Annotated in this window: 25 protein-coding genes; 7 read left to right on the top strand and 18 right to left on the bottom strand. The window is 38.0% G+C overall.

Annotation, left to right across the window (positions count from 1 at the left end; all coding sequences use genetic code 11):
- The first annotated feature begins 5 nt into the window (after positions 1-5).
- The 3 genes from LQ227_RS13325 to LQ227_RS13315 all read left to right on the top strand — a co-directional run bounded on the left by LQ227_RS13325 (position 6) and on the right by LQ227_RS13315 (position 3,198).
- Entirely contained in the window at positions 6-1,166 is a 1,161-nt protein-coding gene (locus LQ227_RS13325) for a 2-isopropylmalate synthase (protein ID WP_083488690.1), read from the top strand.
- Between the two features lie 293 nt (positions 1,167-1,459).
- Positions 1,460-2,710 (top strand): threonine ammonia-lyase IlvA, encoded by a 1,251-nt coding sequence (ilvA, locus tag LQ227_RS13320; RefSeq protein WP_230144787.1) that lies wholly within the window; start codon positions 1,460-1,462, stop codon positions 2,708-2,710.
- Positions 2,711-2,847: 137 nt separating this feature from the next.
- Complete coding sequence (locus LQ227_RS13315) at positions 2,848-3,198, top strand: cupin domain-containing protein (protein ID WP_230144786.1); 351 nt, start codon at positions 2,848-2,850, stop codon at positions 3,196-3,198.
- 164 nt (positions 3,199-3,362) lie between these two features.
- Here LQ227_RS13315 and LQ227_RS13310 read toward each other — a convergent pair whose 3' ends face one another.
- On the bottom strand, positions 3,363-3,923 hold the full coding sequence (locus tag LQ227_RS13310) for a DUF4230 domain-containing protein (protein ID WP_230144785.1): 561 nt from the start codon (positions 3,921-3,923) through the stop codon (positions 3,363-3,365).
- 135 nt (positions 3,924-4,058) lie between these two features.
- Here LQ227_RS13310 and LQ227_RS13305 point away from each other — a divergent pair, with 135 nt between their 5' ends.
- Positions 4,059-4,469: a hypothetical protein gene (locus LQ227_RS13305; RefSeq protein WP_230144784.1), complete on the top strand. Its 411-nt coding sequence runs from the start codon at positions 4,059-4,061 to the stop codon at positions 4,467-4,469.
- Between the two features lie 7 nt (positions 4,470-4,476).
- On the opposite strand, the gene LQ227_RS13300 is transcribed toward LQ227_RS13305, so the two are convergent.
- A complete protein-coding gene (locus tag LQ227_RS13300) occupies positions 4,477-5,469 on the bottom strand; it encodes an ABC transporter ATP-binding protein (RefSeq protein ID WP_230144783.1) in 993 nt (330 codons plus the stop codon).
- Positions 5,470-5,620: 151 nt separating this feature from the next.
- Here LQ227_RS13300 and LQ227_RS13295 point away from each other — a divergent pair, with 151 nt between their 5' ends.
- Together LQ227_RS13295 and LQ227_RS13290 are read left to right on the top strand one after the other, a co-directional pair.
- On the top strand, positions 5,621-5,905 hold the full coding sequence (locus tag LQ227_RS13295) for a DUF6364 family protein (RefSeq protein ID WP_230144782.1): 285 nt from the start codon (positions 5,621-5,623) through the stop codon (positions 5,903-5,905).
- Positions 5,895-6,311, top strand: a complete 417-nt coding sequence (locus LQ227_RS13290) for a PIN domain-containing protein (RefSeq protein WP_230144781.1) — start codon at positions 5,895-5,897, stop codon at positions 6,309-6,311. Before LQ227_RS13295 ends, LQ227_RS13290 begins: the two co-directional genes overlap by 11 nt.
- 112 nt (positions 6,312-6,423) lie before the next feature.
- Here the strand turns inward: LQ227_RS13290 and LQ227_RS13285 are convergent, their stop codons facing one another.
- The 14 genes from LQ227_RS13285 to hemA form a co-directional block, all read right to left on the bottom strand.
- Complete coding sequence (locus LQ227_RS13285; RefSeq protein ID WP_230144780.1) at positions 6,424-7,209, bottom strand: outer membrane beta-barrel protein; 786 nt, start codon at positions 7,207-7,209, stop codon at positions 6,424-6,426.
- Positions 7,210-7,322: 113 nt separating this feature from the next.
- On the bottom strand, positions 7,323-8,081 hold the full coding sequence (locus tag LQ227_RS13280) for a hypothetical protein (RefSeq protein ID WP_230149619.1): 759 nt from the start codon (positions 8,079-8,081) through the stop codon (positions 7,323-7,325).
- On the bottom strand, positions 8,062-8,631 hold the full coding sequence (locus LQ227_RS13275; protein ID WP_025146912.1) for an RNA polymerase sigma factor: 570 nt from the start codon (positions 8,629-8,631) through the stop codon (positions 8,062-8,064). Before LQ227_RS13275 ends, LQ227_RS13280 begins: the two co-directional genes overlap by 20 nt.
- 397 nt (positions 8,632-9,028) lie before the next feature.
- The gene (locus LQ227_RS13270; RefSeq protein ID WP_230149618.1) at positions 9,029-10,186 is read right to left on the bottom strand and encodes a hypothetical protein; all 1,158 of its coding nucleotides are present in this window, start codon (positions 10,184-10,186) and stop codon (positions 9,029-9,031) included.
- Positions 10,187-10,376: 190 nt separating this feature from the next.
- On the bottom strand, positions 10,377-10,937 hold the full coding sequence (locus LQ227_RS13265) for a CopD family protein (protein WP_230149617.1): 561 nt from the start codon (positions 10,935-10,937) through the stop codon (positions 10,377-10,379).
- A gap of 98 nt (positions 10,938-11,035) precedes the next feature.
- Complete coding sequence (locus LQ227_RS13260; RefSeq protein WP_230149616.1) at positions 11,036-11,269, bottom strand: hypothetical protein; 234 nt, start codon at positions 11,267-11,269, stop codon at positions 11,036-11,038.
- A gap of 54 nt (positions 11,270-11,323) precedes the next feature.
- Positions 11,324-12,349 carry a uroporphyrinogen decarboxylase gene (hemE, locus tag LQ227_RS13255; protein WP_230149615.1) on the bottom strand — a complete coding sequence of 342 codons (1,026 nt, stop codon included), beginning with the start codon at positions 12,347-12,349 and terminating at the stop codon, positions 11,324-11,326.
- Between the two features lie 191 nt (positions 12,350-12,540).
- Entirely contained in the window at positions 12,541-13,056 is a 516-nt protein-coding gene (locus tag LQ227_RS13250) for a hypothetical protein (RefSeq protein WP_230144773.1), read from the bottom strand.
- Positions 13,056-13,760 carry a response regulator transcription factor gene (locus tag LQ227_RS13245; RefSeq protein WP_025146905.1) on the bottom strand — a complete coding sequence of 235 codons (705 nt, stop codon included), beginning with the start codon at positions 13,758-13,760 and terminating at the stop codon, positions 13,056-13,058. Before LQ227_RS13245 ends, LQ227_RS13250 begins: the two co-directional genes overlap by 1 nt.
- A gap of 8 nt (positions 13,761-13,768) precedes the next feature.
- On the bottom strand, positions 13,769-14,635 hold the full coding sequence (locus LQ227_RS13240; protein WP_230144772.1) for a sensor histidine kinase KdpD: 867 nt from the start codon (positions 14,633-14,635) through the stop codon (positions 13,769-13,771).
- Between the two features lie 326 nt (positions 14,636-14,961).
- Positions 14,962-16,332 (bottom strand): glutamate-1-semialdehyde 2,1-aminomutase, encoded by a 1,371-nt coding sequence (gene hemL / locus LQ227_RS13235; protein WP_230144771.1) that lies wholly within the window; start codon positions 16,330-16,332, stop codon positions 14,962-14,964.
- 96 nt (positions 16,333-16,428) lie between these two features.
- Entirely contained in the window at positions 16,429-17,397 is a 969-nt protein-coding gene (gene hemB / locus LQ227_RS13230; protein WP_230144770.1) for a porphobilinogen synthase, read from the bottom strand.
- A gap of 181 nt (positions 17,398-17,578) precedes the next feature.
- Positions 17,579-19,159, bottom strand: a complete 1,581-nt coding sequence (gene hemC, locus LQ227_RS13225) for a hydroxymethylbilane synthase (RefSeq protein WP_230144769.1) — start codon at positions 19,157-19,159, stop codon at positions 17,579-17,581.
- Between the two features lie 339 nt (positions 19,160-19,498).
- Complete coding sequence (gene hemA / locus LQ227_RS13220) at positions 19,499-20,725, bottom strand: glutamyl-tRNA reductase (RefSeq protein ID WP_230144768.1); 1,227 nt, start codon at positions 20,723-20,725, stop codon at positions 19,499-19,501.
- A 607-nt stretch (positions 20,726-21,332) separates the two neighbouring features.
- Here hemA and LQ227_RS13215 point away from each other — a divergent pair.
- Complete coding sequence (locus LQ227_RS13215) at positions 21,333-22,160, top strand: S9 family peptidase (protein WP_230144767.1); 828 nt, start codon at positions 21,333-21,335, stop codon at positions 22,158-22,160.
- A gap of 115 nt (positions 22,161-22,275) precedes the next feature.
- On the opposite strand, the gene LQ227_RS13210 is transcribed toward LQ227_RS13215, so the two are convergent.
- Both LQ227_RS13210 and ispG read right to left on the bottom strand, forming a co-directional pair.
- Entirely contained in the window at positions 22,276-23,550 is a 1,275-nt protein-coding gene (locus tag LQ227_RS13210; RefSeq protein WP_230149614.1) for a mechanosensitive ion channel family protein, read from the bottom strand.
- Between the two features lie 233 nt (positions 23,551-23,783).
- Entirely contained in the window at positions 23,784-25,763 is a 1,980-nt protein-coding gene (gene ispG, locus LQ227_RS13205; RefSeq protein ID WP_230149612.1) for a (E)-4-hydroxy-3-methylbut-2-enyl-diphosphate synthase, read from the bottom strand.
- Positions 25,764-25,846 lie beyond the last annotated feature (83 nt).

The following is a 25,846-nucleotide window of genomic DNA, read 5'->3' as shown; positions in this document are numbered from 1 at the left end:
AGATTATGATTCACGACCCGAACAAAGTTTATATTTTCGACACGACATTGCGTGACGGGGAGCAGGTTCCAGGCTGCCAGTTAGATACAAACCAAAAAGTAGAAATCGCTAAATCACTTGAGCTTTTAGGTGTTGATGTGATTGAAGCTGGTTTCCCGGTATCTAGTCCAGGAGATTTTAACAGTGTAATTGAATTATCAAAAGCAGTTACCAACCCAATTATCTGCGCGTTAACCCGTGCAAATAAAAATGATATTGATGTTGCTGCAGATGCTTTACGTTATGCAAAAAGACCTCGTATCCATACTGGGATTGGTTCATCCGATTTCCACATTAAACATAAATTTAACAGTACCCGCGAAGAAATTTTAGAACGTGCTGTTGAAGCCGTAAGGTATTCGAAAAAATTTGTGGAAGATGTTGAATTCTACGCAGAGGATGCCGGCCGTGCCGATATCGAATTTTTAGCTAAAATGGTTGAAGCAGTAATTGCTGCCGGTGCTACCGTGGTAAATATTCCAGATACCAACGGTTATTGCTTACCAGATCAATACGGCTCGAAAATTCTTTTTTTGAAAGAGAACGTAAAAAATATCGATAAAGCCATTATCTCTGTGCACTGCCACAATGATTTAGGCTTAGCTACAGCGAATTCTATCGCAGGCTTACAAAATGGTGCCCGTCAGGTAGAATGTACGATAAACGGCATCGGAGAGCGCGCAGGGAATACATCAATGGAAGAAGTCGTCATGATTTTGAAAACCCACAAGATTTTGGGCTTAAATACCCAGATTGATGCTACCCGTTTTTATGAAATGAGCCACATGGTGCGGAACCAGATGAATATGCCGGTACAACCGAATAAAGCAATTGTTGGTGGAAATGCATTTTCTCATAGCTCAGGTATCCACCAGGATGGTTTCTTGAAAAACCGCGAGAACTACGAAATTATTAAACCAGAAGATGTTGGTTTCCCTGATGCAACCATTGTATTAACTGCAAGAAGCGGACGCCATGCTTTAAAACACCATTTAGACCGTTTAGGCCATAAATTGGAAAAAGATCATTTAGATATTGTTTACAAACAATTTTTGGTTTTAGCCGATAGCAAACAAGGTATTAACGATTACGATTTAAACCAATTGGTTGCTTTGCATTTGGCTTAAAAGCTGAAAGGTTAAAGACTAAAGCTAAAAGCAAGCTGAGAATTGCCTTAAAAACTTTGGGGGTGTACCCCTTTGGAGAGTTTATCCCGTCTTTTCGGGAGGGCAAGTGGAGGATTTAAGTTTGAAACACAAACTTAGCCCACCTAAACCTGATTGGAATGAACATGAAGCGCAGCGAAATAAAATGTAAAGCAGGACAGCTGCAACCGATGGAACACCAAACCCTGCTTTACAAAAAAATACAAGTGAAATATTAGTCTCGATACTCATATCTCTCTTCTTGATACTAAATTATGAATACTACAACACCGAATACATTAGATTTTTTATCTGCATCGCAAAGGTTAAAAGGGGTGGTAAAACGTACGCCTTTAGAGTTTAACGCCGGACTTTCTGCTCATTACAATGCCAATATTTATTTAAAAAGAGAAGACCTGCAGATTGTACGCTCGTATAAATTGCGTGGTGCCTACAATAAAATTAGCTCCTTGCCACAAGATGCATTAATTAACGGTGTAGTTTGTGCAAGTGCTGGTAACCATGCACAAGGTGTGGCCTATTCATGTAAAAAACTCGGCATTAAAGGGGTGATTTTTATGCCAGAGATTACACCGAAACAAAAGGTTAAACAAACTTACATGTTTGGTGGCGACAATGTTGAAGTGGTTTTAGTAGGCGATACTTTTGATGATTGTTTAAAGGAAGCTTTGGCTTATAGTGCCGAAAAATCAGCTACTTTTATTCCACCTTTCGATGATGAAAAAGTAATTGAAGGACAGGCAACGGTTGGTGTAGAAATTTACGAAGATCTACCTGAACTAGATATGATTGTAATGCCGGTTGGCGGAGGTGGTTTAGCATCGGGTGTAAGCGCTTACATGAAAACCGTTAAACCTGAAGTGAAATTAGTTGGTGTTGAACCACTTGGTGCACCATCAATGGTTACGGCAATGGAATATGGCGGTCCTTTTACTTTAGAAGAAATAGACCGCTTTGTGGATGGTGCAGCTGTAAAAAGAATTGGCCATATCACTTACGAATATTGTAAGGAACTGCTGGATCAGATGCATTTAATCCCTGAAGGAAAAATCTGTACAACCATTTTAAAATTGTATAACGAAGATGCCATTGTGGTTGAGCCTGCAGGAGCACTCTCTGTGGCCGCATTAGATCAGCTTAAAGACCAGATTGCAGGTAAAACGGTAGTTTGTATCGTAAGTGGCGGGAATAACGATATTGAGCGCATGCAAGAGATTAAAGAGAAATCTTTGCTTTTTGAAGGCTTAAAACATTATTTCATTGTACGTTTCCCACAAAGACCAGGTGCTTTAAAGTTATTTGTGAATGAAGTTTTAGGTCCACAGGACGACATTACCCGTTTCGAGTTTATTAAAAAAACAAATAAAGAAAATGGCCCTGCATTGGTTGGTATCGAACTTTCTAATAAAAACGATTATGCAAGTTTATTGCAACGCATGAAAGATTTTAAATTTGAAATTATTGAGCTAAACCAGGACCAGACTTTGTTTGAATATTTGGTTTAAGGTTCTTTAACCGCGAAGGGCGCAAAGTTTTTTCGCTAAGCACACAAAGTATAATTTAATTTCTTTGTCATCCTGAGCCTGTCGAAGGACAATTAAAGTGTTTCGACAAGCTCAACATGACACATCTTAATAGAAAAATGAATTTCAAAGACTTAAACAACAAGGCATTAATTTCTGACAGCGATATTGATTGGGAAGATTTAGGAGCAGGTGTTAAACGCAAAATTATGGCTTACGATGACCAGTTGATGTTGGTTAAAGTAGAATTTGAAAAAGATGCCATTGGTACCATCCACAATCATCCTCATTTACAAATGAGTTATGTAGCAAAAGGAAGTTTTGAAGTAACCATGGGCGATGATAAGAAAATTTTAAATGAAGGTGATGTTTTCTTTGCCCCATCAAACGTATTTCATGGCGTTGTATGTTTAGAAGCCGGATTATTGATCGATATTTTTAATCCGCATAGGGAAGATTTTTTGAAGTAAAACCGATAGCCGTCATTCGAGCGGAGTGCAACGCAGTCGAGAACCACGAAGTGCTCAGCGAAGCTAAATCTATCTCGAGGCAGATCTCTCCACTCCACTGCTTTCCGGTCGAGATGACGACACTATGTGACGATCGCTTAACCCTAAACCCTCCACCTTAAACCCTACTCAAAAGTAAACCTCACATTCTTATAGCCCAAACCTTCTATAATCGGTTTAAGTACCGTTGTAGCATTGGTTTTAGTCTGCGTTAAAATACTCGATTTTTTAACCTCAGCAGTTACTTGTCTTTCGGCTGCTTTATATGCTTCATCTACCAAACCAGCCTCGCGGAAGAAAGCCATTTTGGTATCGTAAACACGCGAGTTTTTATGGTCGATTTTTACATAACATATTTCAGGCTGTGGCAAATTTACTACAGCGGTGTCCGCATCAATATTAATATCTTCACGGGTAATTTTTGTTAAGTCGATACAGCCTACCGCTTCAGCTTTAACAATCAACAAAACACTGGCTTCGGGTAAAAAGTCTGTTTTATTTTTGTGTTCTAAAACATCGCTGATCTGGTACCTTACCAGCTCTAATTTACCAATTGCCTCAATTTTCTCTACCAGAAGCTGATGTTTGCTCTCTACGGAGGTATTAATACTGAACTTTTTGGAAATAAATAAATACCCTGCAACGATTAAAATTAACCAGGGTAAGAGGCGAAAAAAGAACTTCATGTTTAAAAAAATAAGGTACCAACATTTATGTATTTAATCTGTTGCACAATAATTAATCCATTAATCCACAATTATATTTTTTTGGCAACAGATTTGTAATACCAATATCACACACACAAATAAACACTAATCAACATGAAAAAATTTACCATCTTAATGCTTTGCATTGCCACACTAGGTCTGGCTTCTTGCAAAAAAGACACGATTGTTCAACCAGCCAATGCCATTTTAACTGTCGTTAAAGATATATCTCCCAACGCATGGGTATTAAGTAATGATCAAAAAACATTTACTGCAGATATTTCTGTACCTGAAATCGACCAGTATCATGTCGACAATGAAGGAACTTTGGTTTACATTTCCTACAATAGTGGTGCAAGTTATATTGCATTACCATTTGTTTATAATGTTGATGCATACAGCTTCGAAGTATACAAAGGTGGAGTATCTATCGATGTACAAAGTTCAGATTACCAGGCAACAACTCCAATAAAACCTACATCAACAGTAAGGGTAAAAATAGTTCTTGTTGGAAACGATTTATAACTAGTATTTAAAATTCCAAAAAACGACTGATGTTCAATTGAACGTGGTCGTTTTTTTTATGCTCTCCCCTGTTTAGCTGCAAAGCACGGATGTTAACACCATTTCTTTCTAAAAGCAGTTCATCATAAAAACCTTTGTAGTACACATCCTTTACCTCATAGCGCCTGCTGCTCCAACTATTGCTTATTTCAGCCCATTCGGGATAAAACACAACGAATTCTTTTTCCGTTTTTAAACCAATTTTTTCGGCATCAGTTTTCGATAAAACCACGGCATTGCCTAAAATCTGAGCGGTATAAATGTGTTTGGGATGCTGGTAAATGTCAGCTGGTTTTCCAGTTTGCAGCAATTCTCCATTTTTTATTATAAGTAACAGGTCTGCTAAGAATAAACCGTCGGCCGGATCGTGAGAAACCAAAATTACGGTAACCCCAGTTTCGGAGGCTACTCGTTTAATATCGGCACGCAGTTGATTCTTAAGTAACGCATCAACCTGACTAAAAGGTTCATCTAAAAGTAAAACCTGTGTATCGGCAACCATTGCTTTTGCTATGGCCACGCGCTGTTGCTCTCCGCCGCTCAGTTCGATAATTTTTTTGTTCTGCAGTGGCGAAATCCGAAGATGTTCCATAATCTGAAGCGTTTTTTCGGCTTTGGTTTTAAGGTCTGTGTTCGATAGCTGTGAGGCAATATTATCGTAAACCTTCGCATAAATATTTAACGAAAAATCCTGCGTAACCATTTTCATCTGTTTGTGGCCTGGGATGAGTTGTTCATCGGGACCTTTAACCCTTTGATCTTCGAAAAAGATTTCACCCTCATCGGTCTTGAGCAATCCGTAAATGGATTTCAGCAAGGTCGATTTTCCACTGCCACTCTCTCCGATTATGGCCACTATATCGCCTCTTTTGATTTCAAAACTTACATTTTTAATCCCTCCGGCCTGTTCTGCCTGATATTGCTTGGTTAAATTTTTAACGTTGATTATGGTATTGCTCACGTGGTAAAGATAAGAAAAAGGTAGAGGGTTTTAAGGTGGAAGATTTAAGGTGCAAACAAAATTACACGTGTGTTATATTTTATTTTTGCACGTATCCAAGCATCTATGTATCTTTACATCAATACATCTTGACATCAGCAATTATAAGGCCATGAACACTAAACTAACCTTAACTATAGATAAGTCTGTTATTAAACAGGCAAAAGCTTATGCAGAACAGCAAGGCAGAAGCCTATCTGCAGTGGTAGAAAATTATTTAAAAGCTGTTATCAAAAAAGAAGAGATTGTAAGAGACGATGATGAGCTTTCTCCGATCATAAAATCTTTGATGCTCCGCCCGAAAGTAGAACTACCTGATGATTATGATTATAAAAAAGAACTACAGAAAGTCAAGGATGAGAAATATCAAAAATATTTAAATAATAATGAAAGATAACATTCTCATTGATTCTGATGTTTTACTTGATTTTTTTCTGAAACGAGAACCATTTTTTATTGATTCATCAAAAATTCTGAATTTATGTGTCAACCAAAAAATCAATGGTTTTGTTTCGGGTTTAATAATAGCCAACACGTATTATTTGTTGAGAAAACACTTTAGTCATAAAGATATTTTGGCCGACTTTAAGATATTATTTACTTTTTTAGATATTTTAATAATTGACAAAAATGTTATTTTGACTTCAATCGATTCTGAATTCACAGATTTTGAAGATGCACTCCAAAATTTTTCGGCTGAAAACCATGGATCAATTAATGCTATAATTACGCGAAATATTAAAGACTACAAAAGGAGTAAGCTAAGTGTATTAACGCCTACAATGTTTCTAAAAACATTATAAAATAAAAAATCCTGTCTCGCCTAACCGAAACAGGATCTGTTTATTTGTGTGTCAACCTCTCCTTTTCTTTTTGAGAGAATTTTAAGTCCTCCTTCAGGGGGATTTAGGGGCGTTAATTTAATCCAAATGTAACCCCGAAACTCATATTTTTTAAGCCAGCTTGTTGCGAGGTAGTAAACATGTCGTTAAAATAATACTTGGTAAATAATCCTATACCACCATAACCAAATCTAACTGTACCTCCGTAACGAACCGATTGAAAGTGGTAGCTATCATACTGTTTTTCTTTACCACGTTCTTCGCTTATCTGTTTAATTTTTCCGTTTAACAAAAAGCTAACCTCCGGACCTAAAACCAGGTAAAATCTTTTGCTGTTTTTGTTTTCGCTGGTACGGAATTCGAAGTTTAAGGGAATGTGTACATAACTGCTCGAGAATCGGTTTTTTGAAAAATGTACAGGTGCCTGATCGGTATATACAAATTCGTTGGAGTTTTTAGCAATAGTAATGTCTTTTCGCAAGCGGATCAATGTCCAGTCGAAACCACCGGCTACATAAACCTTAAAGTTAGAGTTGAAACGGTAGCCCAATTGCAAAACATCGAAAGAGAAAGTACTGGTTTTGCCACCTTTATAATCCAAAAAATCGTTGTTTGGCGATAAGTTGAAACTGCCATTGTCGATTAATCTGGAGAAACCTAAATCAACTCTGGTAAAAGTAATTCCGCCTACAAAACGGCCTTTTTTAACTGAATCTGTAGATTTGGTTTTAATGATGATACCATGTCCTTCACTGTAATCCATTTTCTTCTTGGTACTATCTTGTTGTGCAAAAGCACCTGGAGCCATAACACCGGCAAGCACGCTTACCAAAAGTGTTGTATAAATTAGACGTTTCATATATGTGTGTGTTATTGAGTTATTGAATGAGTGAATTATTGAATAGTGAGTGAATGACTTAAATGAGTGAATGGTTTGAATCCTAAAATCTGTAAATCCTGATCAATCCTGGCTTACTTCTTATTTCGTTTACCTATTTTAAATGGACCAATATTGATCGATGCCAAAGAAGAATCATCATCATCCGTACGGAACTGGATCAGTTTATCTTTTCTTTTGTCCATTTTATTAACAATGAGGTTTACCACATCGCCAACATTACGGATGCCTTTATTACTTTGTTCGTTATCGTTAATAGGTGCATCCGTTTTAACTGGCGTTGCAACAAGCGCAGTTACAACCTCTTCTTTTGGCTGTAAAATTGCCTCTTCGATTTCTGCTTTAATATCTTTTTTTGGTTCTACAACTTTAGCTACAACTGTTTCTTGCTTTTGCATTTCAGGGGCAGTAACTATCCGCTGTTGCTCCACAGCAGGTTTAACTTCATGTTTCACCTTTGTTTTGGCAATAACACTTACCGCCTTAGGTTGAACTGGCAAAACTGGTGCGATATTTTCAACTGGTGCAACAATTGTAGCCGAAGAATCTTTAACAACTGGCTCTTGTACCACTGGTTTCGCTTTTTCAATCGTGTTACTGGCCAATTGTTTCTCTCTGCTGCTGGTATTTTGCTGTTGATAAACCAAAACCCCAATCGTAGCGATCAATAACACAGCGGCTGCCGATAACCAATAAATCGGTATGATTCTTTTTTTCTTAGGTGTTATTTCGCTTTCAATATTGCTCCATAAATCCCTTGAAGGTGTTACTTCCGCATCAGCAAAAGCATCTTTAAATAACTGATCAAAATCTTTATCCCGTATAGGTTGCATAACCAAATCCCTCCATTTTTATAATTTCTTCTTTTAATATTGCTCTTGCTCTCGACAGTTGCGATTTACTTGCACCTTCTGAGATCCCAAGCGTTTCACCAATTTCTTTGTGCGAATAGCCTTCAATTACGTACATGTTAAAAACCATGCGGTAACCATCCGCCAATTTTTGTATCACCTTCATTAAATCCTGCATCCCTAAAGTACCAAAATCAAATCCAGTTGATGGTTGCTCGTAAGCTTCATCTATTTCAACCACATTTAAGCTGCGTAAATTTTTACGGTAACTTTCAATTGCGGTGTTCACCATAACCCTTCTAATCCACCCTTCAAAAGAACCATCGCCTCTATATTCTTTTATTTTTTGAAAGATTTTGATGTAACCCATCTGCAGCACATCTTCTGCCTCCATTCTATCTTTGGCGTAGCGCATACAAACAGCCAGCATCTTCGATGCCGTTTGCTTGTAAAGCAGCTCTTGCATCTTCCGGTCGCCAGCTTTGCAGCCTTCCATCAAATCGTTTATCGTATAGCTTCGCGTCAATTTCATTGTGTGTTTGTATATAGAAGATGGCAGATTACAAACAATGGTTGCATGAAGTGAGAAAAAAAGTTAAATAAAGTTAAAATAAGCATTGTACCTACTGATTACCAGAAAGATATAGTATTAAAAATTTCTCTAGAAAGATATAGTTTTTTGATTTGTAAAGCAAAGGCAGGAGCATTTTTGAAGCGTTAGTCCCGCTATTCGCTTCAAAGCCTCGGTTCGTTCCTCACCTTCGTGTTTTTCGCTGTTATCGGGTTTAGCTGGCAGGGACTTCCGAAGTTTAAAAAGGAGCAAAGCGCTGGGGAACTTCGGAAGTCTATAAAACACAAAACCCCGTAGGTTTTAAAACCTACAGGGTTTGAAATCTTATGAGAATAATCACCCTCAACCTTCCTACCTTCTACCTTCCATCCTTTTTCACCTTAAACAATTTGAAATCTTGTTTATAAGTTAAGAAGAATGAATGGTTAAACTGAAGTTGTTTATCGGTATGATCAAGATCAATATGCGGCTCGAAACGAACATCAAGATATAAATGTGGAATTAATTCTTTTTGGTAAGCATAACGCAATGAAACAATATTTCTGGCGCTTTGCTTCAAACCTGGACTGTACAGGTTATCCGAAACCGATTCATAAAGTGGCATACCTTTAATTGAAATAAAGTTATTCCCTTTCCAGTAAGAGGCCACCAAACTGCCCCATTTACTTTCTACACCTACATTTAACCATAAACCAAAGCCACCTTGGTAAGCTCTTCTTTTATCCGGCGAAAAATCTTTATACACCGCAATATAGTTGTCGGTATATACCTGTTTAATGTTGGCATTAATTGCTTTGTGCAGTTTTAAACCAGTTGCTCCATTAAACATGGTGGTAATCGGAATTTCTTTAAGTACATCAATTTGTCCACCTTGGTGAAAAGCCAAAAATTGAGCAGGCAAACTAAACTTCCATCCATTACCTTCTGCGATGGTGCTTTCGGTAGATAAACCACCAATAATTTCTTCTTTAGCAGGATCACCCTTATAAATCATTTTCTGCCAGGCAATCCAGGCATCTAAAGTAAACTTCTTGCGCTCTACCAATAACTGTGTTCCATATTCAATTGGCGTGGTTAGGGTTCTTTCAAAATCGTATAATGGCTCGATATACTTATGTTGAATATTGCCCTCTAAACTTCCAAAAATTAAAGTAAGGTTTCTTTTATGATATTTTACGCTAAACAAAGGTTTAGCATCCGAAATTCCGTTTCTACCAAAATCCTTTCTGATAAAAGCACCGGCGGTAATCGCCAGGTTAGGATGCGCATAATAAACGATTTGAGGCTGCAACTGTGTTCCGTACAAAGTATAACCATCATGAAAATCGTTGGTATACTCGTAATTACGGACATAGTTTAAATTGTAAAAATTAAAATGAACCTCATTGGTTAAGCTGCTATCTGGACGGATCCGGTTTTCGAAAGCCGATTGATCAAACTGTGCCGAAGCGAAATAAGCACTAAAAAGAAATGGTATTAAGAGTAAGGTCTTTTTCAGACCTGTATTTGTAAACATGCGTTTTGATTTTATCGCCCAAATTTAGAATAGTTTTTGGTTTATTTAACCGCGAGGCACGCGAAGTTTACGCAAAGGAAACAAAGTGATTTACGAGTCGACCACTAAGGTACAAAGGACACAAAGTTTTTATTAACACCTCTAATTACAAACAATATTCTCGGTGCCCTAGTGAATTGTGGTATAAAGATTATTCGCCACGTTTTTTACGATAGTTCTTGTACAGTTTAACCGCAATCATAATGGCCATTGCTATGCCCATTATCCCTATTAAACCGTAAATCCAGTTAATGGCGCTTTTAAGAATCACCACAAATACAATGGCAATCATAAAAATGGTAGCCAGCTCACGCCATAACCTCAACTGAAAGCTCGTTAGCTTGTATTGGTTATTTTTAAGCTGTTTAACGATGTTTTGACAGATGAAATGATAAATGAGTAAACCAACAACAAAACCTAGCTTAACCCACATCCAATCGGCTTGAAGCAAACCTTGGTTTAAAGTTAGCATAGATACCCCTGCCAAAACAGAAATGATCATGGCCGGCGTGGCGATAATTTTCCATAAAGTAGCCTCCATTTTAACAAACTGTTTTTGGAGGATACTTTTTTCGGGTTCAGGTTTATCGTTTGCCTCGGTATGGTAAATAAAAAGACTCAGGATATAAAACAGTCCTGCCATCCAGCTAATTACAAATACAATGTGTATTGCAAGAAAATAGTGATAATATGGCAATAAGGTTTCTATCATTATTTTATTTTATTCAAAATATAGGTCTCTATCCAGCGTTGTTTTACCAGCCCCATTTGGTCCTGCAAAAATTCTTAGCTTAGGCTTGATGGCCATTATCAAAAAAGTTTAATCTTTTTCTTTTCAACTCTTTTTTTTTTAAAATTTCCAGAAGAAATTTTTACAGTCTCGCCATTATTGAAAGTTCTGTAAACACCATCGGTTTTCACCTCGGTTCTACCTAAATCCATAGCATCCACTACGCGAAGAACATCATCCATCGTTTTATTTATGGCATTAATTACCTTTTTTATTGGCAATTTATCTTCGTCGCGTAATGATTTAACTGTCATGAATGATAAAATAATTTAAGCTAATATAAGCAAAATGAGTTTGAATTTAGGGTTTTAATACCTAAACTCCTTTACCACCTCAATTGCATACTTCACATTATCGAAAGGAATATCTGGCATTATACCATGGCCCAAATTGAAGATAAAACCTTCGGTACCACGCATGCGTTCAAATAATTTATGGATCTGTGCTTTAATTACGGCTTTGTCAGCATATAAAATATGTGGATCTAAATTTCCCTGAACGGCAATGCCTGCTGGCAAAGCATTTTTAATGTTCAATAAATCAGCGTTCCAATCAACTGAAATTACATCGGGTTTAGCTTCTGCCATAATCGGAGCAAAAACTGAGCTTCCTTTACAAAAAGAAATCACCGGAATATCTTTTCTGTTTAGGTTAGCAATAATTTCCTGAATATAACCGTGAGAAAACTCCTGATAATCATTCCATGATAAAGCAAGTGCCCAACTGTCGAAAATCTGAACAGCATTAACACCAGCAGCAATCTGAAGATTCAGGTAGTCAGCCGTTACTTTAGCAATTTTAGCCAAAAGTTTGTGTGCCAATTCTGGCTGATTGTGTATAAAGAGCTTGGTTAATTTAAAATCTTTAGATGAACCACCTTCAATTAAATAACTCATTACCGTAAATGGTGCACCTGCAAAACCGATCAATGGAATTCTGCTATCCAATCGTTGTTGAATCACTTTAATCGCATCAGCAACATATTGCAATTCGTCCAGACAATCAACATTTAAGTTTTCGATGTCTTGAGCGGTACGTACGGGGTTTGCAAATTTAGGTCCAACGCCTTGAGTAAAACTCAAATCACCACCCATAGCCTCGCCGGTTACCAAAATATCACAGAATAAAATGGCGGCGTCAATATCCAACAAATCGACAGGTAACATGGTCACATCTGCTGCAATTTCTGGATTTTTACACATCTCTAAAAAAGAGTATTTGTTTTTAATTTCCCAATATTGTGGCATAAAACGACCTGCCTGACGCATCATCCATACTGGTGGGCGTTCGGTTTGTTTTGAAAATGCTGCGTCTAAAAATAAGTTATTCTTCATGATTGTATTTGGTGTTGCACTACGCGTCATGCTGAATTTATTTCAGCATCTTTCTTTAGTTAGATCCAGAACTGAGTTCAGGATGACGGACTGCCTAAAATTTAATTTTGCAAAGGTATAAATAAAAAAAAAACGAAGTACCTTTTTATCCCTAAACTGGTGCTTCGTTATTCAAAATGACAATATTAATATTATAACTTGCTTATTTCTTTTTCAATTTTAACGATAATGTCTTTCGAGCGTTGCGTTTCGGCAAACTCTTTGGCCAATTTCGTATAAGCTTCTGCCCTTTCTCTATCTTTCTTCCGCAAGGCGAGATTAGCCAAATGGATCAGTACATACGATTTCTCATTTTTACCTCCCACCGGAAAGCGGCTTGCCAACTGAAAGTGATACTCTGCCTTATCATAGTCTTCTTCCTTCAAAGCCATATTGCCTTGCATGAATTCGTAATAACCCCTTCGGCTTTTAGCCAAGCGCTCTGGCTTAACCACCTCAGCCAATAAGGCTTTGGTTTTACCGAATTCGTTATTCTTGAAATGTTTTGATGCCATCAAAACCGAACTATGCTTAAAATGGCTCCAAATAACAAAGACAAACAACAGTCCTGAAACAGCGGCCAGCTGATATTGATTGTAAAATACACAAACCAATGCAGCAAGCGCAAAAACTGCCATTAAAGCATATCTGCCTTTATTATTGTACATTAATGACTATCAGTAAATTTATAGCCTACACCACGGATAGAGTGGAAATAAACTGGATTTTTTTGATCTGGTTCGAAATACTTACGGAAAGTTAAAATGAAGTTATCGATTGTTCTTGTTGAAGGATAAACATCATAATTCCAAACAGTTTCTAAAATCTGCTCTCTTGAAACCGCATCGTTTTTACGCTCGATCAATAGCTTCAACAACATCGTTTCCTTTTTGGTTAACGGAGTGATGGTACCATCATCGTGTTTTAATTCGAAAGAGTTAAAATAGATTGTTTTATCACCGATTTTGTAAGAATTCAATTCTTTTAAATCATCAGATTTTAAACTGCGTTTAACCAAAATACCAACACGAAGAATTAATTCTTCTAAATTGAAAGGTTTAACCAAATAATCGTCAGCTCCCTTTTTCAAACCTAAAACACGGTCTTCTGAAGTGTTTTTAGCAGTTAAAAACATAATCGGAACTTCTGCATTCTCTAAACGGATTGTTTCGCAAACCTGGAAACCGTCCATTTCAGGTAACATTACGTCTAAAATAATCAGATTAAAGCGTTCTTCTTTAAAAATTTTAAGAGCGGTTTTGCCATCTTTAACGGCGTGAACTTTATAACCCTCAAGTTCGAGGTTTAATTTGATAGCATCTAACAAGTGATCCTCGTCTTCTACCAATAGAATTCTTAATTTTTGTGACATAATTGAGATTAACTAAATGTTACTTCAAAAATACTTCCTTGAGGCAAATTGTCTTTTACTGTAATATCTGCATCATGGTATTGTAAAACCTCTTTCACAATAAACAAGCCTAAACCTGTTCCTTTCGCTTTTCTGACATTCTCGTTACCAACGCGGTAAAACTTATCAAATATCAACATTTTTTCGGCATCTGAAATACCCGGCCCCTGATCCACCACACTTAATTGAATATGCCCGTCAACTTTGTTTAAATGCACATTTATCTCATCGCACGGGTTCGAATACTTCACCGCATTCTCAATTAAATTGGTTACTACTGACGATAAGGCAAATTTGTCACCCACTAACTGCAAATTTGGCTGAATTTTAGCATTTATAATCTGCTCGCATCCACAAGAATGAACCTGTAACCTATCCGTGATTTTATATACCAGCTCCGAGAAGTTAAATTCTTCCTTCGGAAAAGTATAGGAACGGTTTTCAATTTTGGTGGCCAACAACATATTTTCAACCAGATCATCCAAACGCTCAATATCTTTTAACGAATTGTTAAGCAATGAAGTTTGGCGTGCCTTATCCAAATCACGTTTAACAATGGTTTGGATAGAAAGTTTTATCGCCGCCAAAGGTGATTTCAGCTCATGTGTAATCGACATCAGAAAGTTTTGCTGCTGTTCCCTCAATTTATCTTCACGTTTTAACGATTGATGAAGGAAATAACCGCCGATACAGAGCAAAAACAAAAACACCGAACCTTCGCCCATAATCATGGTCATGCGGCTTGGCTGCAAACGCACCACCAATGTTCCCCACGAAATGAGCTGAATCAGTGCGTAAAGCAATAATGCGTAAAATATAATTATAGATTTCTTCATACCCCAACCCCTAAAGGGGCTTTTAATTTTAAATATCTTTTCCTTCGGGTTGATTACACAGATAATGTGATTTCACCGATTATTTTATATCGCCATGGTTTGTGTCCTCACGAACCATTTTTCCTCCGGGTTGATTACACAGATTTTTGGATTTCACAGATTGTTTTATTGCCCCACTTTTCCAGGTAGTCCTCATTGAAATTAAGGATGGTACCATTCTCTCAAAGTTTATAGCCCAACTTATTATTTTTTATATGTCTTTTATGGTTAACAACTTCTTACTCTCTATGGAAACTCAGCGTCCTCTGTGGTTAAACAAAAAAGCCTTACTTCTTAAACACTAAATCTAATGCTTCAAAAATAGCACGTTTCGCTTTCTCCAATTCGATCTTAGTATGTGCTGAAGATACGAAACCAACTTCATATCCCGATGGGCCTAAATAAATTCCTCTATTCAATAACTCGCGGTGCATAATTTTGAATTTCTCCATGCTGCTGGCATCAATATCATCAGCCGATTGGATTTTATCTTTATCGGTAAAAGCAAACCAGAAGATAGAACCAATGGTAAATACCTTAAATTTATAGTTACGTGCGGTTGCAAAACGCTGAATACTGGCTACAAATTCTTGCGCTTTGGCATTTAAATCTTTGTAAAAACTTGATTTGTTCAGTTCTGTTAATGTTGCAATGCCTGCTGCCATAGCCACCGGATTCCCAGACAAGGTACCTGCCTGATACACACCACCATCAGGAGAGATATGTGCCATAATTTCAGCACGTGCACCATACATCCCAACAGGTAAGCCACCACCAATGATTTTGCCATAAGTAACAATATCAGGTGTAATGCCATAATGTGCAGCAGCTCCTTCAAAACCTACCCTGAAACCGGTAATAACTTCATCAAAAATCAGAAGAGAACCGTTATCCGTACAAATTTTACGTAAAAAATGAATATATTCTTCATCTTGAATAATCAAACCATTATTTGCCGGAATACCCTCAATAATTACCGCAGCAATCTGGTCTTTGAACTGAGCAAAAGCTTGTTCGATAGCTGTTTTATCATTTAGGGGTACAACGATGGTTTCTTCAGCAAAAGATTTTGGCACACCCGCAGAAGAGGTTTCACCAAAAGTAACCAAACCAGAACCTGCTTTAACCAAAAGCGAATCGCTATGACCGTGGTAACAGCCTTCGAACTTTAAAATCTTATCGCGACCGGTAAAACCTCTTGCCAAACGAATGGCCGACATTACCGCTTCGGTACCTGAACTCGTAAAACGGATTTTCTCTACAAAACGGTTGTTTTTAATAATCAGCTCAGCCAATTCATTTTCTAAAGCTGTTGGCGCACCAAAGCTCATTCCGTTCTGCATTACCTCGGCAACTTTCTCGCGGATTTTAGGATTGTTATGTCCCAAAATTAATGGCCCCCAACTGCCACAGAAATCAATAAACTGATTACCATCGGCATCCCATATATAACAGCCATCACCTTTTTCGATAAAAAGTGGTGTACCGTAAACAGATTTAAAAGCCCTAACAGGTGAGTTTACCCCACCTGGGAAATACGTTTTTGATTTTTCGTACAATTCAGCAGATTTTACTCTCGAAATATCAGGTTTACTACCTGTATTTACCGGAATATCGGCTTCGTTGCCTGAAAACATTTTCTTTAATGAATCTAACATTTTTATTAAGCTTAAAGCTGAAAGACTAAAGCTTAAAGCGAAAAGTAAAGCGCTATAAAATGGCTTTGGTCTTTTTGCTTTAAGCTTTCAGCTTATCTAAATCCAGTTGTTATTTAAAATATCTTTAATATGGTAAGTGGTAATAATACTTGCGCCTGCGCGGGCGAAGGCATGCATGGTCTCCATTACTACTTTTTGTTCATCTATCCAACCGCGTTCGGCAGCTGCTTTTACCATGGAGTATTCGCCTGATACATTATAAACCGCAATAGGCAAATTGGTATCCTGTTTTAACCTTTGGATAATATCCAGATAAGCTAAACCTGGTTTCACCATTAACACATCAGCACCCTCTTGTTCATCCAGCTGCGCTTCTCGTAAAGCCTCTAATGGATTTCTGAAGTCCATCTGATATGCTTTCCTATCCCCTTTGCTTGGTGCACAGTCTGCAGCCTCTCTAAAAGGACCATAATATGCAGAAGCAAATTTTGTGGCATGGCTCATAATAGCTGCATTTACAAAGCCATTCTCATCTAAGAGATTACGTATGGCTTCAATCCTTCCGTCCATCATGTCAGACGGCGCAAACATATCAGCACCAGCTTCGGCATGTGTTAAAGCCATTTTAGCGATTACCGCTACTGTTTTATCGTTTTGAACATAATCGTTCTCTAAAATACCGCAATGGCCATGGGTGGTATAAGAACAAACGCAAACATCGGTAATTACATATAAATCATCACCGAACTGTTTTTTTAATTCACGAACAGCAGTTGGAACCAATGAATGATCATGATAAGCAGATTTCGCGTCTTCAGATTTTTCATCGCCCACACCGAAAAGCATAATTTTGTTGAGTCCTTTTTTCAATCCGGCCGCTACATCCTTAACCAGGGTATCAACCGAATAATGGTTCACCCCTGGCATGGCATCAATGGCGTGTGTAACATTGCTGCCTGGCACTATAAAATAAGGGTACACAAACATATCTTTCGATAACCGGGTTTCGGCTACCATCTCTCTCACCAATGGGTTTTTCCTTAATCTACGCGGACGATTTAACATTTTATTAGTATCAAGTATTTAGTATCAAGTATCGAGACTTGAATATCTTTCTATTTTTTCCTTCGGGATGATTGCACAGATTTTTAGATTTAGTATCCAGATTATAGTATCGGGTATCAAGACTTAACTATTTTGAACCTTAAACGCTAAACTTCCCCCCCTAAACCTTCTACCCCAAACCTTACCTAATCTCTATTCCAAACACTGCCTCAGCTAGTCCAATTTCATCAGGCGAATAAGGCAAGGCATACTTCACGCCCATTTCATCAAATTTCTTACCGGTAGAGTTTCCAATGGCAATTACCTGTTGGCCAGGTTCCAATAAATTATCAGCGAAATAGGCATCAACATTTGATGGACTGGTAAAAATCAGCACATCGGCATAACTTTGGTCAATATCATCTTCGATTACCGTTTCGTAAATCGGCAGATCGATTATTTTAGCATCAGCTGGTAATGATTTCTGAATCGATTGTAAAGAATCCTGTGCTCTTGGAAACAGGATTTGCTGACCGCCAACCAATTGCGCAAAATCTTCTGCAACTTCGGTAATATCGCCACTCTCGCCAACAAAATCGGCAATATGGCCAAATTTACGCAGGGCATCTTCTGATCCTCTTCCTACCACGCCAAACCTTGCTTTCTTTGGCAATACCGGTTTTAAGTTGAAAAAATATTCTACACTATTGCGGCTGCTGAAGAAAACCCAGTCTACGTGTCTTAAGATAAACTGATCTAAAACCGTTACTATCGGAAATGTACGGATCAACGAACGTCCTTCTATTTCAATATTATTATTTTCTAATGCTCTACGGAAATAACTGTGTTCGCCAATTTCGCGTGAGATGAAAACCTTCGCTGGTTTCTTTCTTTCTACATTAAACTTGGCCACAATTTTTTCTGCCAAACCTTCGGTACTTTCTGCACGTAAAAACAAACGCTCAGGAAAATGGTCGGCCGTTTCGGCTTTTGAAGTCCATATTTCGAATTTTCCGTTTTCTTTTTTACAATAACAGCCCAAAGGCATATGGCAACCGCCTTCGAATAGGTTTAACACCTTACGTTCTACAGTTACAGTCTCTGCCGTTTCTGGGTCGTGCAATTTTTGCAGTGCATCAAAAAGCTCGGTATCATTTTCCCTGATCTGAATAGCCAACGCGCCCTGAGCGGGTGCCGGAATAAATTCAGTAGTTTCTAATTCTTCCACATGCAAATCGCTCACATCAAGATTTAAGCGTTTAACACCAGCTTTTGCAATCAGAATGGCATCATAATCTTCATCACGAAGTTTTTGGATACGGGTGGGTACATTTCCGCGTAAATCTTCAACCTCCAAATCGGGACGTAAACCCAATAACTGAGCTTTGCGGCGATTAGATGAAGTGCCAACCATTGCGCCTTTTTTTAACGAAAGCTTTTGCGAAACATCTACACAATCTTTTAAAATCAATAGGTATTCGCTTGCTTCTTCACGTGGTGGTAAAGCGGCAATGATCAATCCTTCAGGGTGTGTAGTAGGTAAATCTTTAAGGCAATGTACAGCCAGATCAATCGTTCCACCCAAAAGCTCTTCTTCCAATTCTTTGGTAAAAAAGCCTTTGCCTTCCAGTTTATCCAATCTTAAATTCAGGATTTTATCGCCCTGCGTTTTAATGATTTTTATTTCTGCTTCTATTCCAATAGCAGCCAATTCATCTTTTATATGATTTGCTTGCCATAAAGCCAGGTCGCTACCGCGTGTTCCAATGGTTAATTTCTTCACTATAAAGGTTAAATGAGTTGCAAATTTAATTTAATTAGTGGTTTATACCATGAATTGTTTAAAAATGAGACAGTGAGGTTACAGAAGGGATAATTTAAAGGATTTCTATGACATTACGGAATCGGTATCACATTTTTTAGTCATTCGGAAAGTTTATTGGAGTGATAAGCGAATCTAAATCGGTCTATAAAGATCTCTCCATTTCGCTGCGCTTCAGTCGAGATGACGATTTTTCTATTGGGCCTCCACTAAATATTGAGGAAGCGAATGACAGAAAAAAATGATGGAAACGAGACTTAGCGTTTTTAGCGCCTGCCCTTAGCAATCTTTGCGGGATAATTAAGGTTGATTTACCAGGATTTCTTTTGCCATTACCATTGGAACGCTGATGTATTTTTTCTCCATGTAGTTCATTACACGTTCTAAAACTTCGCGTGAGGCTTCATCCATCTGACTAATTTCATCGGCAAATACACCATTTATGGCTGTATTTTTGATCTCTTTAATCTTTCTTGGCACTTCCTGCATCGCTAATTCGATACGGCGTTGTTTTAAAACAGAGAAAAATTCGGTAATGTTATTGCTTATAATTTCTTCGGCATGTACCAGTTCGTTGTAACGTTCCTGGATATTTTTGCGCGCTACCTCTTTTAGCGATTCTACCTCAATATAATGTACAGGGTTGTTATGGATCACAGCAGGCGTAACATCATTCGGAATGGCTAAATCTACAATTACCTTTTTACCCTGATCGCCATTTAAAAGTTTGGCGTATAAGGCTTCGTTAATAATTGCCTCGGTTGAGCCGGTACAGGTAATGATCACATCAAATCCTTCATTAAAATCTTCAAGGGCTGCTAAAGGATAAGCCTTACCACCTAGTTCTTGTGCCAAAGATTCAGCCTTAGAAAACGTACGGTTGAAAATCGAGAAATTGGAGTATTTATGTTTGTTGAGGTATTTTGCAATGTTCTGATTGGTTTCGCCGGCGCCAATAATCAAGATACGTGAGTTGCCACACATATTTAATTCCTTTAGCTTACGGTAGGCCAATGAAACAACAGAAACCGGATTTTTTGAAATATTGGTGTGCGTATAAACTTCTTTTGCGGTTTTAACCACACGGTCCATAATCATACGCATGTAATCGCCAGTAAAACCTGCATCGCGGCAGTTTTCGTAAGCTTTACGGATCTGGGCAAGAATTTCCTTTTCACCAACCACTAAACTCTCTAAAGAGCACGATGTTCTGAGCAAATGGTTAAAAGCTTCTTCGTTTTCGTATACTGTAACATTATCAAGAAAACGCTCCATAAATTCAGGAGGCAGTCCCATGTCTAAAACAGTTAGGAATCTGGTTACAAATTCTTTGTCGGTTTTCTCTTTGGTAAGGAAAACAAACTCCACACGGTTACAGGTTCCAATATAGAAGATTTCACTAACGGGAAGTTCTGCTTGAACATTCTTCAACCTGCTATCTAAACTCTGATCACAAATAACTAATTTCCCTAAAGATTTCAGGTCGATGTGGTGATGCGTAAAAGCTATTACTTTTAAATATTCCAAGTGCTTCCGTTATTAACTATTATCGGGATACAAAAGTAACAGGGTGAACGCATGTGACTGTCATTAACCTGTAATTTACATCAATTTAGAACGGTTTTAAATAAAGAACTTAAAGATTAATCAAAGCATATTGATTTATATGAACAAACCAATCGTAAAATTTTTCTCTGAATTTACGCCCTCTTCTACGCCCTGACTGAATGTAACCACTTTTTATCCACTGCAGTATATTACGTGAATATGCCAAAATGGTTGCCTTCACCTGGCTTTTAATTTATTTTTATGGAATATTAGAAATTGTTTTTGGAGTTTTATTGTTGGTTAAGAAGACGAGAAAGCTTGCAGTAGTGTTAATTTCCTGATGGAATATATGCTCCATTTTTGAAGCGCAGTCCCAGTGCCGATGGGAAAGGTTCTCTCCTGCTGTACATTTCAATCCTTTTGGATAAAATTTATAAACGACAATTCAACTGTTCCAAAAGGGATTTCCATTTTCATCAGGGCTATTTAATAGGGGTTGTGATTAATATTCCTCTGATCTAAACACCAAACATCACAACAAAATTAGATTTCGTAGGTTTATATTTTATACCAATTCCTTTAAATTATGATTACACAAAGCAATTTTAGCCTTAGCGGTTCTGACGGAAAATTAATTATTGGTGATATCACTTTCGATGAGAAAAACCCTAATACGCCCATTGTACTTTTTGTTCATGGCTTTAAAGGTTTTAAAGATTGGGGTGCTCACAATTTAGTGGCCAGGCATTTTGCCAGCAATGGTTACCGTTACATTAAGTTCAATTTATCGCATAGCGGTGTGCCAGTTAATGACCCAAAAGATGTAACCGATATTGATACTTTTGCCAATAATACCGTATCAAAAGAACTTTTTGATTTAAATGCGGTACTAGATTTTATCGAAAAAGCATACGGTAAGGATACAAAGGTAAACCTGATAGGTCATAGCCGCGGTGGCGGATTATCAATTATTGAGGCTGCGAATGATTTAAGGATCAACAAACTGGTAACCTGGAGTGCCATTGGCGATTTTGCCAGTCTGTGGAAAAAAGAACAGGAAGCCGAATGGAAAAAAAATGGCAGAATCTTCGTTACTAATGCCCGTACCAAAGAGCAAATGCCTTTAAATGTTGGTTTATTGGAAGATCTGGAAGAGAATGCTGCAGCATTGAATATTTTAGATGCTGCAAAACGGGTAAACATCCCCTGGTTGATTATCCATGGCAATGATGATGTAAATGTTCCTTTTGAAACCGCACAGACTTTGGCGGAGGCCAATCCGAATAGCAGATTAGTTAAAATTGAAGGCGCTAACCATGTTTACGGCGCTACGCAACCTTATACCAATGAAACTTTGCCACCGCTGTTGTTTAAGGTTTGTGAAAAGGTTTTGTTATTTTTGGATGAAGGATAATTATTACCCAAGCGGTCGTCACCCTGAATTTATTTCAGGGTCTATATTGCAGGAAACATGTATAAAAATCCAGGGTGACGACCACCTAAATTGATTGCCATCAAACCCTAATTATCTAATCATCCCCTCTCCTCACAAAATTACGCATATCACTACCACTAGGGCTTTGGAAAATCTCCAGATCGAAGTAAGGAACAGCTGCTAACAAGTGATCAAAAATATCTGCGGCAACTTCTTCAAAACGTTTTAAGGCTTTTTCTTTTGAGAAAACATAAATTTCGATCGGCAATCCGTTTTCTGTAGCCTGTAACTGGCGCACCATAAACGTTAAATCGGTATTGATATAAGGATTACTCTCCAGGTATTTCTCTGCATAAACCCTAAAAGTGCCAATATTGGTCATGTGGCGGCCGTTAACCAGATTATTGGGATTTACCGTATTTTCGGCATTATACCTCTCTATAAAAGCCTGCGTTTCTTTAAGGTAATCTTTCAAAAAATCGATACTCTGTAGTCTTCCAATCAATTCGTCATCGCAGAATTTAATACTCGAAATTTTGATGTTAATGTGGCGTTTAATCCTTCGGCCCTCACTTTCCTCCATTGCTCGCCAGTTCTTAAATGACTCACTCACAATAGCGTAACTTGGGACAATGGTTACCGTTTTATCCCAATTGCGCACTTTAATGGTAGTTAGATTTATTTCGGTTACTTCGCCATCTGCACCATATTTCTCTACGGTAATCCAATCGCCTACCCTAACCAGATCGATGGCACTCATTTGTACAGAAGCTACAAAACCTAAAATCGGATCTCTGAAAACCAAAATAAAAACAGCGGTAACTGCGCCAAAACCACCGAAAACATACAGCGGTGATTCGCCAAGAATAATGGACAGGATGAGCACAAAACCAACAATATAAAATACAATTTTGGCTACCTGTTTATAACTTCTAATGGGTTTATCGGCATATTTCTTTGATGATTCCATGATGGATACCAAAGCATTCAGAAATGCATTTACAGCAAACATCACAGCTAAAACCATGTAGATTTTAGCGAATATTAACGCATAAAATAACCCGTTTTTAAAATCGATAAAAAGATAAGGAACAACATTATAGATGATATAGGCCCCAAATATTAAAGCAAATGCCCTGAAAACCCTAAATTCGAATAAAGCTTTTTGCCAGTCTGACTTTGTTTTTGCACTTTTTACCACACCAATAAAAAGCTGTCGGGTTAAAAATATGGTGATGAACAGAAATAGAATAACGCCAAGCAGCCCAATAAAAAAGTAAGAATAAACGAGTTCGCCATCAGCAAGGCCTTTGCCAGCAAGCCAGTTTCTAAGTTCGTTAAACAGGGGTTGAAACTCCGGGATGTTCATTAAGGCAATTTAGGATTTATTGGTTAGAAAATTAAATGGTGCTCTAGCCTTTGTCATTCTGAATGCAATGAAGAATCTGCTGTGAGCATATTGTTGCTGTTAAAACTATGCTGGTATTGATAATGGCGCAGTAGTTTGTAATTCTGTGCACCAGCATATAGATTCTTCGCTGCGCTCAGAATGACAGTATAGTGGTTTGTGGGGACACAAACCACGGTGCACAGTATTAATTATTAAACCTTCTCTACCCAGTTGCCATCATCTTTAATGATGTCGATCAGTTCATCAAGCGCATAGGCAGTAGTTACATTTTTCTTTACCACTTCTTTGCCACGGTACAGGGTAATTTTATCTGGCCCGGTGCCCACATAACCGTAATCTGCATCGGCCATTTCGCCTGGCCCATTAACAATACAGCCCATGATACCGATTTTTATTCCTTTTAAATGGTCGGTACGTGAACGGATCAACTGCGTGGTTTCTTGTAAATCGAAAAGTGTTCTGCCACAGCTTGGGCAAGAAATATATTCTGTTTTACTGATGCGTGTGCGTGTAGCCTGTAAAATCCCAAAACTGGTAGAATTAATCAACGAAAGGTTTTGACCTTCTGCATCAATCCATACCCCATCTCCAAAGCCATCCGTAAATAAAGCGCCAATATCGGTTGCAGCATAAAGCATTAGATGATCTGCGTCAGCACCCTGATAAGTTCTCTTAATAATTACAGGGGTCTGAATATTTTTCTCCTGCAAAGCAACAAAAAAGGCCCTTTGATCAGCCATCCCATGCGTTGCAGAAGTCTCCAAAATTAAAACAACAGTGTTATCCAATTGTGAAATTGTTGCATTGCTAAATTGTTTTGAATCAAGCTGTACGAAATTCAAAAATTCATCTTTAACATCCGCAGAACCATATTCCGTAAGCGTATATAAAGGATGACAGTTGTTTTTATCTTTAAGTTTTAACCAGGTTTCGTAATTGTAAATTTGTTTTAAATTCCCAGGAAAAGAAAAAGATGGTAAATTATCACCTAAAAAGGCTAAATCGCAAGCCTGATCGGCCAGATTATATTTATCTAAACCTGCACTGTAGTTATAACCAACTGAACTTAAAAAGTAAGGATCTTTTAAGTTTTCTTTCGAAACGTCGATCATCACTATCGGATGGTGATGACCACCAATATGCTGTACAGTAGTGGTAATACGGCGATTGTACTCGTAGGGATTGTAAGTTGAGCGTAGGGCGTGGGGCGTAGAGCGTAATGTAATCGACTCGAGACTTCCGACTTCAAACTTCGGACTCCTTAAAGCATAACGGTCTGCCAGGGCTTTAGCAACCGGTGCTTCAAATTCAGGGTCTTCGGTTAAGGAAACACGAATGGTATCGCCCAAACCATCTTCTAATAAGGTTCCAATACCAACGGCTGATTTAATGCGGCCATCTTCTCCATCACCTGCTTCGGTAACGCCTAAATGCAAAGGATAATTCATCCCTTCTTTAGCCATAGTTTCTACCAGCAAACGGTAAGCCTGAACCATCACCTGGGTATTACTGGCTTTCATTGAGATCACCAGGTTATAATAATTCTGGTCTTCGCACATGCGGATAAACTCCATGGCCGATTCAACCATTCCACGGGGAGTATCGCCGTAATGACTCATAATCCTGTCGGACAGTGATCCATGATTAGTGCCGATACGCATGGCGGTGCCGTACTCTTTACAGATTTTAACTAAAGGAATAAACTTTTTGTAAATCCGGCTTAACTCTGCATTGTAAGCATCCTGTGTATATTCTAGATTTTCGAATTTCTTTTTATCTGCGTAATTGCCTGGGTTAACCCTTACTTTTTCTACAATACGTGCAGCCATTTCGGCAGCATTAGGCGTAAAATGGATATCGGCAATTAATGGCACATTATAACCTCGGAAACGTAGTTCTTTTTTAATATTGGCCAGATTTTCGGCTTCTTTAATGCTCGGTGCGGTAATACGAACATATTCGCAACCAGATTCTACCATACGGATCGTCTGCGCTACAGTACCCAATGTATCCATGGTATCGGTAGTGGTCATCGATTGAATCCGGATTGGATTGTGCCCGCCTAAAGCAATATCACCTATGTTAACTTCTCGGGTTAAATACCTCGAATAAGTTGTTAAACTGTTGCAATATCCGCCTGCCAGATCATGTTTTGCCAATATATTTTCCATCTGTTTGCAAAGATAAGGATTGTTGGAATGTTTTAATGTTGGAATGTTGTAAAAGATAAAGCTAGGGAAAGGCGAATAGCTTA

This window comes from Pedobacter sp. Bi27 (assembly GCF_918698255.1).
GTDB lineage: Bacteria > Bacteroidota > Bacteroidia > Sphingobacteriales > Sphingobacteriaceae > Pedobacter.
Note: the sequence above shows the minus strand (reverse complement) of the source record. Positions and strands in the feature narration are given on the sequence as shown.

What these genes read in the sequence shown, in the direction of transcription:
- LQ227_RS13325 (WP_083488690.1), top strand. Translation starts at nt 6, where the DNA reads ATGATTCACGACCCGAACAAAGTTTATATTTTCGACACGACATTGCGT.
- ilvA (WP_230144787.1), top strand. Translation starts at nt 1,460, where the DNA reads ATGAATACTACAACACCGAATACATTAGATTTTTTATCTGCATCGCAA.
- LQ227_RS13315 (WP_230144786.1), top strand. Translation starts at nt 2,848, where the DNA reads ATGAATTTCAAAGACTTAAACAACAAGGCATTAATTTCTGACAGCGAT.
- LQ227_RS13310 (WP_230144785.1), bottom strand. Translation starts at nt 3,923, where the DNA reads ATGAAGTTCTTTTTTCGCCTCTTACCCTGGTTAATTTTAATCGTTGCA.
- LQ227_RS13305 (WP_230144784.1), top strand. Translation starts at nt 4,059, where the DNA reads ATGAAAAAATTTACCATCTTAATGCTTTGCATTGCCACACTAGGTCTG.
- LQ227_RS13295 (WP_230144782.1), top strand. Translation starts at nt 5,621, where the DNA reads ATGAACACTAAACTAACCTTAACTATAGATAAGTCTGTTATTAAACAG.
- LQ227_RS13290 (WP_230144781.1), top strand. Translation starts at nt 5,895, where the DNA reads ATGAAAGATAACATTCTCATTGATTCTGATGTTTTACTTGATTTTTTT.
- LQ227_RS13285 (WP_230144780.1), bottom strand. Translation starts at nt 7,209, where the DNA reads ATGAAACGTCTAATTTATACAACACTTTTGGTAAGCGTGCTTGCCGGT.
- LQ227_RS13280 (WP_230149619.1), bottom strand. Translation starts at nt 8,081, where the DNA reads ATGCAACCTATACGGGATAAAGATTTTGATCAGTTATTTAAAGATGCT.
- LQ227_RS13275 (WP_025146912.1), bottom strand. Translation starts at nt 8,631, where the DNA reads ATGAAATTGACGCGAAGCTATACGATAAACGATTTGATGGAAGGCTGC.
- LQ227_RS13270 (WP_230149618.1), bottom strand. Translation starts at nt 10,186, where the DNA reads ATGTTTACAAATACAGGTCTGAAAAAGACCTTACTCTTAATACCATTT.
- LQ227_RS13265 (WP_230149617.1), bottom strand. Translation starts at nt 10,937, where the DNA reads ATGATAGAAACCTTATTGCCATATTATCACTATTTTCTTGCAATACAC.
- LQ227_RS13260 (WP_230149616.1), bottom strand. Translation starts at nt 11,269, where the DNA reads ATGACAGTTAAATCATTACGCGACGAAGATAAATTGCCAATAAAAAAG.
- hemE (WP_230149615.1), bottom strand. Translation starts at nt 12,349, where the DNA reads ATGAAGAATAACTTATTTTTAGACGCAGCATTTTCAAAACAAACCGAA.
- LQ227_RS13250 (WP_230144773.1), bottom strand. Translation starts at nt 13,056, where the DNA reads ATGTACAATAATAAAGGCAGATATGCTTTAATGGCAGTTTTTGCGCTT.
- LQ227_RS13245 (WP_025146905.1), bottom strand. Translation starts at nt 13,760, where the DNA reads ATGTCACAAAAATTAAGAATTCTATTGGTAGAAGACGAGGATCACTTG.
- LQ227_RS13240 (WP_230144772.1), bottom strand. Translation starts at nt 14,635, where the DNA reads ATGAAGAAATCTATAATTATATTTTACGCATTATTGCTTTACGCACTG.
- hemL (WP_230144771.1), bottom strand. Translation starts at nt 16,332, where the DNA reads ATGTTAGATTCATTAAAGAAAATGTTTTCAGGCAACGAAGCCGATATT.
- hemB (WP_230144770.1), bottom strand. Translation starts at nt 17,397, where the DNA reads ATGTTAAATCGTCCGCGTAGATTAAGGAAAAACCCATTGGTGAGAGAG.
- LQ227_RS13215 (WP_230144767.1), top strand. Translation starts at nt 21,333, where the DNA reads ATGATTACACAAAGCAATTTTAGCCTTAGCGGTTCTGACGGAAAATTA.
- LQ227_RS13210 (WP_230149614.1), bottom strand. Translation starts at nt 23,550, where the DNA reads ATGAACATCCCGGAGTTTCAACCCCTGTTTAACGAACTTAGAAACTGG.
- ispG (WP_230149612.1), bottom strand. Translation starts at nt 25,763, where the DNA reads ATGGAAAATATATTGGCAAAACATGATCTGGCAGGCGGATATTGCAAC.